The sequence below is a fragment of the Corallococcus praedator genome (assembly GCF_003612125.1).
Taxonomy (GTDB): Bacteria; Myxococcota; Myxococcia; order Myxococcales; family Myxococcaceae; genus Corallococcus; species Corallococcus praedator.
In genome coordinates this window covers 1-10,992 of sequence record NZ_RAWI01000019.1, presented here as the reverse complement: position 1 = coordinate 10,992, position 10,992 = coordinate 1, and the positions used below count along the sequence as shown (strand labels likewise).

Here is a 10,992-nt window from a genome sequence, read left to right as displayed (position 1 = left end):
GTGCGCCCGTGAATCAGGAACTGGAAGAGGAGGACCGCGCCGCGCACATCGCGGTGGTGGGGCTGGCATGCCGGTTCCCCGGTGCCGCCAACGCCGAGGCGTTCTGGTCCAACCTGGCCAGCGGCGTCGAGTCCATCACCTTCTTCGGCCCGGACGGGAGCCCCCGCGAACAGCCGCCCGGGGAGGCCTCCGTGGGCGACGAGGTGCCTGCGTTCGGACTGGTGGCGGACGCGGACAGGTTCGATGCGGCGGCGTTTGGCTGCTCGCCCCTGGAAGCCCTCATGCTGGATCCACAGCAGCGGGTGTTCCTGGAATGCGCGCGCGAGGCCTTGGAGGACGCCGGGTATGATCCAGCGCGCTACCGCGGCGCCATCGGCATCTATGCGGGAGGCAGTGAGACGTCCTATCTGTCCGCGCTCCGCGCCCGGAGGGAGCTGCTCGCGGGTGCCAGTGATTGGCAGCTCCGGCTGGCGACGGGCATGGATTTCCTCACCAGCCGGGTGGCCTACAAGCTCGGACTGCGAGGCCCCGCCGTCACCGTGCAGACGGCCTGCTCCACGTCCCTGGTCGCCATCCATCTGGCCGCGCAGGCGCTGCTCGCGGGGGATTGCGACATCGCCCTGGCCGGAGGCGCGTCGGTGCATGCGCCGCCGCGGTTCGGCCACTACAGCGAGGGCGGGCCGCTGTCTCCGGATGGCCGCTGCCGTGCTTTCGACGCGCGAGCACAGGGCACCGTGGGCAGCAACGGCGCGGGACTGGTGGTGCTCAAGCGGCTGGCGGATGCGCTGGCGGACGGGGACACGGTTCGCGCCGTCCTCCGGGGCTCCGCCATCAACAACGACGCGGCCGGGAAGATTGGCTTCACCGCGCCGAGCGTGGAGGGACAGGCCAGCGTCATCGAGACCGCGCTGCGCGCCGCCGGGGTGGAGTCCGACAGCATCACCTCCATCGAGGCCCACGGCACCGGCACGCGGCTGGGAGATCCCATCGAGGTCGCCGCGCTGACGAAGGCCTTCGACACCCGCCAACGACAGTTCTGCTGGATTGGCTCGGTGAAGACAAACATCGGCCACACGGACGCGGCGGCGGGCGTGGCGGGTTTCATCAAGACGGTGCTCGCGCTGGAACATCGGAAGCTGCCCCCCAGCCTGAACTTCGAACAGCCCAACCCGGAGATCGACTTCGAACACAGCCCCTTCCGGGTGAACACGCAGCTGCGCGACTGGGACACCCGCGGCCTTCCACGGCGGGCCGGCGTCAGCTCGCTGGGCATCGGCGGGACCAATGCCCACGTCGTGCTGGAGGAGGCGCCCGCGTCGCCCGCGTCCGAGCGCACCCGCTGCCCACAGCTGCTCGTGCTGTCGGCCCACGGGCCCGCCGCGCTGGCCCGGGCCGTGGACCGGCTGGGTGGCCACCTGCGCGCGCACCCGGAAGTCCCACTGGGCGACGTGGCCTGGACGCTCCAGGTGGGGCGCACCGCGCACGCGCACCGTGCCTTCGTCGTGGGCCATGACACCGCCGACGTCCTCCGTGCGCTGGCGGAGCAGCAGGGCCCTGTGAGCGACGCGCGGCCGGAGCCCGGACAACGCCCGGTGGTGTTCATGTTCCCCGGCCACGGCGGCCAGCACGTGGGCATGGGCCGGGAGCTGTACGCCACGCAGCCCGCGTTTCGCGAGGCCGTGGACGCGTGCCGCGCGCACCTCACCCCGGTCCTGGGTTTCGACCTGGGGATGGTGCTCCATCCGGAGCCCACGGACGCCGCCGCGCTCGAACGGGCCACCGCCCGGATGGGCGAGTTCGTCACCGGCCAGCTCTGTGTCTTCGTCATCGAATACGCGGTGGCGCGGCTGTGGAAGCGCTGGGGCGTGAAGCCCGCGGCGGTGGTGGGTCACAGCCTGGGGGCCTATGCCGCGGCCACGGTGGCCGGGGTGTTCTCCCTGGCGGATGCCCTGCGACTGGTCCTGGAGCGCTCGCGCATCCTCGCGAGCCTGCCTGCGGGCGCGATGCTGGCCGTGCCCTTGCCCGAGTCCGAGCTGCGACCCCTGCTCCAGTCCGGGCTGTCGCTGGCGGCGGTGAACGGGCCGGCGCAGTGCGCGGTGTCCGGCCCGGTGGCGGACATCGAAGCCCTCCAGGCACGGCTGACAGCGAGCGGCGTGGAGTCGCGCCTGCTGCGCATTCCAGGCGCCGGGCACTCGCACCTCGTCGAGCCGTCACTGGCCGCGTTCACCGACTGCGTCCAGCGCGTCGAGCGGCATCCGCCCGAGCTGCCGTGGATCTCCGACCTCACCGGCGCCGTGGTCACCGAGGAGCAGGCGGTGGATCCGGCGTACTGGGCCGCGCACCTGCGTCACACCGTCCGCTTTGGTGACGCGTTGGGCACGCTGCTCGCGGGTCCGGCCAGCATCTTCCTGGAGGTGGGCCCTGGACGGACGCTGGCGACGCTGGCGCGCCAGCACCCCGAAGCAGGCACGCACCTGGCGGTGGCCACCCTGCCCCACCCTTCGGACAACACCTCCGACCTGGTGAGCGCGCTCACCGCGGCCGGGCGCCTGTGGGCCTCGGGAGTGCCGCTCTCCTGGCAGGGATTGCACGCGGGCGCGCGACGCCAGCGGGTGCCCCTGCCCACGTATCCGTTCGAGCGACAGCGCTACCTGGTCGAGGCGCCCGACACGACCGCGCCCATGACGAGACAGGCTGAAGCCGAGGAGAGTCCGCCCGGGCACATCCCATCCACCTCTTCTGTCATTGGGAATGAGCCGTCCGAAGCTGGAGACGATGTAACGGTGCGACGCATCGCCACCGCGTTCGCGGAGGTCCTGGGGCTGCCCCGGGTCGGCCTCCACGACAACTTCTTCGAGCTGGGAGGCGACTCGCTGATGGCGGCGCAGCTCATCGCTCGGCTGCGCCCGCATGTCTCCACGCCCCTGCGGGTGAAGGCCATCTTCCGCACCCCCACCGTGGCCCGGCTGGCCCGCTTCCTGGAACAGGCCGCCGCCGAGTCCGCCGAAGCGGCGTCCGCAATCAGCCCGCCCGCAGGTCCCTCCTCGGAATGACGATGCCCCCGCCTTCTCCCTGGCTTGCCTGCCGGCTGCGACGACCCGAGGCCGCCGTGCGTCTCTTCTGCTTCCCCCACAGCGGAGGATCCGCGGGCGAGTACGTGCGCTGGGCGGACCTGCTCCCGGACATCGAGGTATGGGGCGTGCAGCTTCCCGGCCGTGGCGCGCGGGCGGAAGAAGCGCCGTTCACCCGGATCCACGAGTTGGTGGACGCCCTGGTGGCCACGGTGGATTTCGGGACGTCCTTCGCCTTCTTCGGACACAGCCTGGGAGCGCTCGTCGCCTTCGAGGCGGCCCGCCGCCTGCGCGACCTGGGACGAGCACCGCCAGACCGGCTCTTCCTCTCCGCGGCCCCCGCCCCGCAGCTTCCTCCGCGAGGCATCCCCGCGAGCCACCTGGACGAGGCCGGTCTGCTCACCGCGCTGGAGCCCACCTACGGCGAGCTGATCCTGGAGCTGCGGGAAGACGCCGAGCTGCGCGAGCTCCTCCTGCCGGGCCTGCGCGCGGACCTGTCACTCGTGGAGTCCTACCGGCACGAAGCCCGCGCCCCCCTGCACTGCGCGATGACCGTCACGGGCGGCGAGCAGGACGACCTGTCGCGCGAGGAATTGGAGCCGTGGCGCGAGCACACCACCGGGCCGTGCGACCTCCACCTGCTCCCCGGCGGCCACTTCTATCTGCGGGAGCAGAAGGCCACGCTCCTGCGCCTCGTGGGTGAGGCTTTGCGGCAGGGCCGTCCCCCCACTGTCTCCAGCAAGGACCTGAAGCCATGAGCCAGCCTCTGCATCCCGCCACCCGCGCCCGCGAGGGCTTCCTGGGCCAGCTCTTCGCGGGGACGCTCCGCTGGGACCTCATCCGCCAGTTCCCCGAACAGGATCCGGAGGAGCGCCAGCAGGGGGACGCGGTCATCGCGGAGGTCGAGCAGTTCCTGACGGAACACGTGGACCCGGATGAGGTGGAGCGCACGGGGAGGATCGCCCCGGAGCTGCGCGAGGCCCTGCGCGCGCGGGGCTACTACAAGCTGCCAGTGGAGCGGGAGCTGGGTGGCCGGGGGCTCTCCATGCTGAACACCTTCCGCGTCATCGAAGCGGTAATGAGCCGGTGTCTCCCGGTGGGCTACACGCTGGCCATCCACAGCGGACTGGGCGCGGGCGCCATCGTCGAGGCGGTCCAGGCCGGTCCGCTGAAGGACTACGTCCGCGCCCGCATGGCCGAGGGCGCCATCTCCGGCTGGGCCGACACCGAGCCCACCGGAGCCTCCGCGCGGCGTGCCTCCACCACCGCCACGCCCACGGAAGATGGGACGGCCTATGTCCTGAACGGAGAGAAGGTCTTCATCGGGAACGGCTCCATCGCGGACGTGCTGAACGTCACCGCCACGCTCTGCGAAGGCGGCAGGGAGCAGATCAGCCTCTTCGTCGTGGAGACGACCAGCCCCGGCTTCCACGTCCGGGCCGAGCACGGGCTGATGGGCCTGCGAGGGCTGCCCATCTCCGCGCTGGGCTTCGACAACGTGCGGGTGCCGAAGGAGCGGATGCTGGCGATGTCCCAGGAGCACTGGCGCAACACACCGTTGCTGGAGCCCCTCAGCGCCCTGGGCCGCATGTACATCATCGTGGCGGCGTCGCTCGCGCTCTCGAAGAACTGCCTCCAGTGGTCGCGCGAGTTCCTCCACCGGCGCCTCGCCCAGGGACGCGCCCTGGGCGAGTTCGATGAAATCCAGCGACAGGTCTCCACCACCGCGGCGGAAGTCTTCGCCCTGGAAAGCGTGGCCCGCTGGAGCCTCACGGGCGTGACGGCGGAGAACCTGCCCGTGCGCTGGTTCGAGCAGGTGGCGGCCAAGAACATCGCCTCCCTGGCCTGCGCGCGCATCGTGGACCGGACCGTGTCGCTCCTGGCCGCCGAGGGCTATGAGACAGCGGAGAGCAAGGCGGCACGGGGCGCGGTGCCGTCGCCGGTGGAGCGAGCCCTGCGTGACGCCCGGGCCTTCCGCGTCGCGGGCGGCGTGGACTTCCTCGTGGACCACAAGGCCGCGCGCGAAGGGCTCCTGTCCCTCTACTACCCGCCCCCCGCGCATGCCGAGGCGCTCGAAGCACCTCCCGCACCGCTCCCGGTGGAGGAGCACCTGTCCGCCCGCAACCGCGAGCACCTCCAGTTCACGGCCCGGGAGGTCCACCGGCTTGCCCGAAGGTGTCTGGAATTGACGCGTCGCCATCCGGACGCGGGGGTGCTCCACGCGCGGCAGCGGACGCTCGTCCTGCTGAACCAGCTCTGCAACGAGCTGTTCACGATGTCCGTCACGCTGGCCCACGCCTCGGCGCTGGCCGCACGGGGACAGCCGCACGCCGACGCGCTGGCGGACATCTTCTGCACCGCCGCGCGCTACCGCCTGGAGGACCTCTGGCGGCAGAGCGACGCCGAAGCTGAACCGGACTTCGCGACGGTGAGCGCCCGCTGGCTGTCCGGAAGCGAGCTCGACTTCCTGCTGTGTGACGTGCTGCTCCGTCCGTGAGCCAGACGTTCAGCGCGGAGCGGGGGTGGAGGGCACCGCGTCGTTGCGGTGGATGACGCCCTCCTTCATCACGAAGAAGACCTTCTCGGTGGCGCGGATGTCCTGGAGGGGGTTGCCGGGAACGGCGACGACATCCGCCAGCTTCCCCGGCTCCAGCGTCCCCAGCCGATCCGACACCCCGAGCAGCTCCGCCGCGTGCACCGTGGCGGTGCGCAGCGCTTCCGCGGGCGTCATGCCGAACGACACCAGCGCCGCGAACTCCTCCGCGTTGCGCCCGTGGGCGAACACGCCCGCGTCCGTGCCGAAGGCGATGCGCACCCCGATGGCAATCGCCTTGCGCAGCACCTGTTCGCGCCGCACGGCCACCGTCTGGAGCTTGACGACGGTCGCCGGCGGCAGCTTGCCCTGGGCCGCCAGCTCCTGGATGCCATTGAAGGCGAACGCCGTGGGCACGTACCAGGTGCCCTTGCGCTTCATCAGGTCCAGGGCCTCGTCGTCCATCAGGGTGCCGTGCTCGATGGAGTCCACGCCCGCGCGGATGGCGCGCTTCGCCCCTTCCGCGCCATGGGCATGCGCGGCCACCTTGCGTCGGCGCGAGTGGGCCTCGTCCACCACCGCGTCCAGCTCCGCCTGGGTGAACTGAGGGGCGTCGGCATCCGCGTTGAGGCTCATCACGCCCCCCGTGGCGCACACCTTGATGAGGTCCGCGCCGTACTTGAAGTTCTCGCGCACGCGGGCACGCAGCGCGTCCGGACCATCCGCCACGCCGGGGCTGGAGTCCGCGGCCAGCAACCCCTGGCGCCACGAGTTGCCGTAGTCACAGTGCCCGCCGGTGGAGCTCACGCTGGACGTCGCCGCGAGGATGCGCGGCCCCACCACGGTGCCGCGAGCGATGGAGTTGCGCAGGCCCACGTCGATGAAGTGCTCCGCGCCCAGGTTGCGCACCGTGGTGAAACCCGCCATCAGCGTCGTGCGGGCCCAGGGCAACGCGTCCAGCGTGAGCTCGGGGATGGTGCGCTGGAAGCTGTCGATGACGTCCTTGCGCCAGTCGGGCCCGGGCGACACGGTCAGGTGGGTGTGCGCGTCCATGAAGCCCGGCAACAGCGTGGCGTCTCCCAGCTCCACCACCGTCGCGCCTTCTGGCACAGGAGCCTTGGGCCCCACGCCCACCACCTTTCCTTCCGCCACCACCACCACGCCCGGGGTGATGACCTTCCCCGTCTTCGCGTCGAAGAGGCGCGCGGCCTTGAGGACCTGGGCGCGAGGGGGCTCGGCGGCGAGGGCGGACAGCGACAGCAGGAGGGAACCGAGGAGAAGGACGGGTCGCATGGTGATTCATTGCCGACAGGTCTCCCCCTTGAGTCAAGCCCCCATGCGGCCCCTGCGCACTGGGCGGACAGGTTCACCACCCACACCCAGAGTGTTAGGGTCCGGGCCGTGCCCTGCCAGGAGGCTTCATGGGAGACGACGGACATCTCGCGGACGTTGAGCTTGAGGACCTGCACAAGCAGCATCGGCAGAAGAGCACGACCGAAGGCGGCGCGTGCCTGACGGGGCACGAAGCCACGTTCCGGAAGAAGAAGAACAAGGTCACCTGCAACTACCGCTATCAGGCGTACGAGCAGGCAGGGTCGGAGTCGAAGATCAAGGGCAGACTCCATGACTACGCCAGCCGCACGACCCCGGTGGAGACCTCCATCTACAGGACGAATGCTGACGGGTGGGCGCCCGCGTACTACGCCCTTGAACTGCCGACGCCCGCACCGGGCGATTGGGACGTGGGCGGGCCTTTGAAGCCTGTCATGCGGAAGAGCATCCATGGGAAGACGATCACGATTCCTGCTGGGATGAACTTCTCGCAGGATACCTGGCCCTATTGGAACAACGCCCACCACCTCATCCCGAAGGGCCTCTTCAACACGCTCATCTCCGAGCAACCCGACAATGTCCCGAACGTGATGCGCAAGTCGTTGATGATGGTGAAGTACAACATCAACCACAAGATCAACATGTTCATGCTTCCCCAGGACAAGGAGGTCGCGCGAATCCTCGGATTGGCGCGACATATCCAGCTCAAGGAGGGAGATGGGGCCCCGGAAATCTGCACCGACCATCCCATCTACAACCGCCTTGTCCGGGACACCCTCACCGACATCGTCAAGGGCTACAAGGCGATCTGTGACGACGCGAAGCCTGAAGGACACAAGATCCCGGACGCGGATCTGGACAAGACGAAACTCGAAGATCTCTCCGAACACCTGATGAACCAGATCATCGAATGGGGCCAGATTGAACCCGGCGCGTCGCTCGACAAGCACGCGAACAGGCTGCAATCCCAGGCCGAGACAGCGTCTGACGCATTCTAGAAACCTCCCAAGGAGTGGATGTGAAACACTATTTGTTCAAGACGCTCGCACAGACCCGGCCGGAGTTCTGCGTCCTCCTCGAGTTCCCCAAGGGAATGGGCGTCAAGAGCTGGAAGCTGGGCGATGGCGTCGAACTCCAGGAGGGCGAGTATCCCCAGGACGCGAAGATCTTCATGTCGGACGAAGAGCCCGGCATCGAGATCCCGGACCTCGTCCCCAATACCGTACGCCTGCTCATCGTCAGCAAGCGCTTGAAGGACGGGATGGAAGAGGTCAACCGGGGCCCCGTGCAATACCTGCCGCTCTCCATCTACAATCACAAGAAGCGACTGGCCTCGAGCGACTACTTCATCGTCAACCCCCTGGGAACGGTGGACGTCCTTGACACCTCCGCCTCCGAAATCAAATACCATGAAGGAAAGGTCGTGCGCGTCATCAAGCACGTCCTGGATGCGAAGAAGATCGTCCAGGCGCCGGACCTCTTCCGCCTCAAGGAGGCCCCGGACTCCTATGTCGTGAGCGAGCGCGTCCTGGATGCGTGGCGGAAGATCGCCCCGAAGCCCACGAACATCACGTTCTTCGTCCTGGACGTCCCCCCCGCCACCTGACCTCCCGAGGCGGATCCATGACACCCACGTTCGTGCCGCTTGCTGGGAAGAATGCTGCGGTGACCCTCGAGGAACTGCTCCCGCAGGTCCTCTCCGAGCCACCGCGGCAGCAGCACTACTTGAGGGTTTCGACGCTGTACCGGCGAATCGCCATCGCGGGACTGCTGGGCACGGCGGATCCGAGCACCTTCTTCCCGAACCTCTTCAAGAGCGGACGCGCGTTCCTGCACTTCCTCCAGAGCGCACCCGACTCGGAGAAGCTGACCTCCAGGTCCGAGCCCTTCTTCGATGCGATCGCCTGTCGCGATGACGTCGGCGCGGCGGAGCTGGCGAAGCACTCGCGAAGGACGCTCGCGACGGGCAAGGAGTACGAGGAGGACTTCTTCTACGTCCGCTTCCTCATGGACCGGTTCTTCATGGAAGCCTCCGAGGGTTCGGCCCGGCAGTGGTTGGACGCGTGGGCCGCGCTGTCTCCGGATGACTTCCGTCTCGCGGTCTGCACCGCGCTGGACCGTCGCGACCCACGCGCATTCGAGAGCGCCCTCGCGACCGCCATCGCGGAACTCCAGACGCGCACCGAAGCCCTCCGTGCCCGGGACGCATTGAGCGCCGACGACGCCGCGACGTTCGCGCACGTGTCCACGGAGGTCCTTGCCTGGCTGGAGCTCGCGGAGCGCGTGGGGCTCCCCGTGGAGCGCGACCCTCCGCTGGCGCCCGGCCTCGCCAGGCAGTTCCGGGGGGCGCGACTCCCCTCCCCCGACGCCTGGAAGACCGTCGAGTCAGCGCGGGCCTTCGAGAAGCCACCGGTGCGTCCATGAGGGAGGTCATCTCCTCCCTCGGGCTGGTGACCGCCGTCGGGCATGACGTCATCTCCGCCGCGGCGGCGCTGCGCGCGGGCATCGTCCGGGTCCGGCCCATCGCGGGGCCCACCGTCTACGACGACGGAGGTGAGGCTCCGCTCATGGGCTCACCGGTGTGGCCCCTGACCGAGGGGTTCATCCAGACCGCCGCATGGCTCCGGCTCGCCCAGGTCGCCGTGGAGGACGTCATCCGGTCTGGCCAGCTCCCACCGGCCGAAGACGCGTTCTGGGGCGAGACAGGCCTTGTGTGGGCCCTTCCGGAACTGGGGGAGCGGCGCTTCGGGTGGCCCCGGCCTGAGACGGCCACGGCGCTCCAGCGCTCGTGCGGGGACCTGCTTCGCAAGCTCACGGGGCTGCCGCGAGGCGCGGTGGCCGACGAGTTCATCCTGGGGGGACACGCGGCCACGGCGCTGGGACTCCAGCGCGCGTCACAGCTCCTGTCAGAGCGACGGTGCGCCCGCGTGCTGCTCATCGCGGTGGACTCCTGGCTCGACGCCATCAGCCTCCAATGGCTCGCGGATGACCGCCGGCTGCACTCGGAGGAACTTCCAACGGGGCTCCGGCCGGGTGAGGCCGCCGCGTGTCTCCTGGTGGAGGAGGAGACGGCTGCCCAGCGCAGGAGTGCGACCGTGGTGGCACGGCTCGCGGGAGTGGACGTGGCACGCCCCTCCACGGAAATCGATCCGGAAGATGCGACGCGTTGGCGGACGGGAGCGGTGCCGGAGATGGCGGGCCACCTCGACGCCACGGTCCGCTCCGCCGTGGGGCGCCTGAAGGCAGGTGCGACGTTCTCTGGCGACCTGGTGGTCGACCTGAACGGCGAGACGTGGCGGGCCAGCGCTTGGGGACACGCGCGAGTGCGACTTGCCCCGGTCCTGGAATCGATTCGCGAGGTGATTCCAGCGACGTCGCTCGGGGATGTGGGGGCCGCGAGCGGCGCGCTCGGCGTCTGCATCGCGGCGAGGTCGTGGGCGCGGGGCTACGCACTGACGGAGCGCGCCCTGGTCTGCAGCACCTCCGACAGTGGAGTCGTGGGCACGATTGCATTGAGCGCGCCATAGCCCGGGCCGATGCAGCAGAAACCCTCCGCCGCTCACCCCGTGCGCTGCTTCCCGCTCCGAGCGCGGTGCGCGGCCACCCAGGCGCGCCCCGCCTCCACGCTGTCCAGGAACACGGTGTCGAAGCCCGCCTCCTTCCCGGCGAAGAGCATGCCCACCGACAGCGCCTTGGTGATGATGCGCTGGCCCATGTCCGCGCCCACGTAGACGATGGCGCGCGTCCACTCGGCGCGGACCGTGCTGGACAGGTACTTCCGGGGCTCCGCCGGCAGACTCGAGTGGCTGACGTCCGCGATGACGTAGAACGGCCCTCCCGCGAACACCTCCTGGTAGACGCCCACCATCCAGCGGGCCTCCTCCAAGGTCACCTGCCCGCTGAACGTCGCCACCAGCAGGTCCGGTGGCTCGAAGCGCATGCGCTGCGTCCCTGACATCCACTCGCGTGCCTGGCTCATGTGGTGCTCCCCCGCCGTGGAGTCGCACCCACGGCGGGGGAGCACCACATGAGCCAGGCACGCGAGTGGATGTCAGG

At 69.6% G+C, this 10,992-nt stretch carries 9 protein-coding genes; 7 read left to right on the top strand and 2 right to left on the bottom strand.

The genetic code is table 11. The annotated features are described in order from the left end of the window. Nucleotides 1-8 precede the first annotated feature (8 nt). Genes D7Y13_RS04305 through D7Y13_RS04295 form a run of 3 tightly spaced genes read left to right on the top strand, consistent with a single transcriptional unit; the run spans nt 9 to nt 5,568 of the window. Nucleotides 9-3,053, top strand: coding sequence for a type I polyketide synthase (locus tag D7Y13_RS04305; protein ID WP_233595262.1), 3,045 nt, complete (start codon nt 9-11; stop codon nt 3,051-3,053). A 2-nt stretch (nt 3,054-3,055) separates the two neighbouring features. After that, nucleotides 3,056-3,829 (top strand): thioesterase II family protein, encoded by a 774-nt coding sequence (locus tag D7Y13_RS04300; RefSeq protein ID WP_158620260.1) that lies wholly within the window; start codon nt 3,056-3,058, stop codon nt 3,827-3,829. Then, nucleotides 3,826-5,568, top strand: coding sequence for an acyl-CoA dehydrogenase family protein (locus D7Y13_RS04295; protein ID WP_120582162.1), 1,743 nt, complete (start codon nt 3,826-3,828; stop codon nt 5,566-5,568). The genes D7Y13_RS04300 and D7Y13_RS04295 overlap by 4 nt, the downstream gene beginning before the upstream one ends. Nucleotides 5,569-5,577: 9 nt before the next feature. On the opposite strand, the gene D7Y13_RS04290 is transcribed toward D7Y13_RS04295, so the two are convergent. Beyond that, the gene (locus D7Y13_RS04290; protein ID WP_120582161.1) at nt 5,578-6,897 is read right to left on the bottom strand and encodes a metal-dependent hydrolase family protein; all 1,320 of its coding nucleotides are present in this window, start codon (nt 6,895-6,897) and stop codon (nt 5,578-5,580) included. A 128-nt stretch (nt 6,898-7,025) separates the two neighbouring features. On the opposite strand from D7Y13_RS04290, the gene D7Y13_RS04285 reads away from it, so the two are divergent. From D7Y13_RS04285 to D7Y13_RS04270, 4 genes are read left to right on the top strand one after another with little or no spacing between them, the layout of a single operon-like run. Then, nucleotides 7,026-7,934 (top strand): AHH domain-containing protein, encoded by a 909-nt coding sequence (locus D7Y13_RS04285; RefSeq protein WP_120582160.1) that lies wholly within the window; start codon nt 7,026-7,028, stop codon nt 7,932-7,934. Between the two features lie 20 nt (nt 7,935-7,954). After that, nucleotides 7,955-8,542 (top strand): imm11 family protein, encoded by a 588-nt coding sequence (locus D7Y13_RS04280; protein ID WP_199732657.1) that lies wholly within the window; start codon nt 7,955-7,957, stop codon nt 8,540-8,542. A 59-nt stretch (nt 8,543-8,601) separates the two neighbouring features. Next, the gene (locus D7Y13_RS04275; RefSeq protein ID WP_158620259.1) at nt 8,602-9,360 is read left to right on the top strand and encodes an Imm49 family immunity protein; all 759 of its coding nucleotides are present in this window, start codon (nt 8,602-8,604) and stop codon (nt 9,358-9,360) included. Continuing rightward, a complete protein-coding gene (locus D7Y13_RS04270; RefSeq protein ID WP_120531016.1) occupies nt 9,357-10,463 on the top strand; it encodes a hypothetical protein in 1,107 nt (368 codons plus the stop codon). The genes D7Y13_RS04275 and D7Y13_RS04270 overlap by 4 nt, the downstream gene beginning before the upstream one ends. 32 nt (nt 10,464-10,495) lie before the next feature. On the opposite strand, the gene D7Y13_RS04265 is transcribed toward D7Y13_RS04270, so the two are convergent. After that, complete coding sequence (locus D7Y13_RS04265; protein WP_120531015.1) at nt 10,496-10,915, bottom strand: STAS/SEC14 domain-containing protein; 420 nt, start codon at nt 10,913-10,915, stop codon at nt 10,496-10,498. Between the last annotated feature and the right edge of the window lie 77 nt (nt 10,916-10,992).

Coding starts and splice junctions, on each gene's coding strand:
- D7Y13_RS04300 (WP_158620260.1), top strand. CDS start 3,056: ATGCCCCCGCCTTCTCCCTGGCTTGCCTGCCGGCTGCGACGACCCGAG.
- D7Y13_RS04295 (WP_120582162.1), top strand. CDS start 3,826: ATGAGCCAGCCTCTGCATCCCGCCACCCGCGCCCGCGAGGGCTTCCTG.
- D7Y13_RS04290 (WP_120582161.1), bottom strand. CDS start 6,897: ATGCGACCCGTCCTTCTCCTCGGTTCCCTCCTGCTGTCGCTGTCCGCC.
- D7Y13_RS04285 (WP_120582160.1), top strand. CDS start 7,026: ATGGGAGACGACGGACATCTCGCGGACGTTGAGCTTGAGGACCTGCAC.
- D7Y13_RS04270 (WP_120531016.1), top strand. CDS start 9,357: ATGAGGGAGGTCATCTCCTCCCTCGGGCTGGTGACCGCCGTCGGGCAT.
- D7Y13_RS04265 (WP_120531015.1), bottom strand. CDS start 10,915: ATGAGCCAGGCACGCGAGTGGATGTCAGGGACGCAGCGCATGCGCTTC.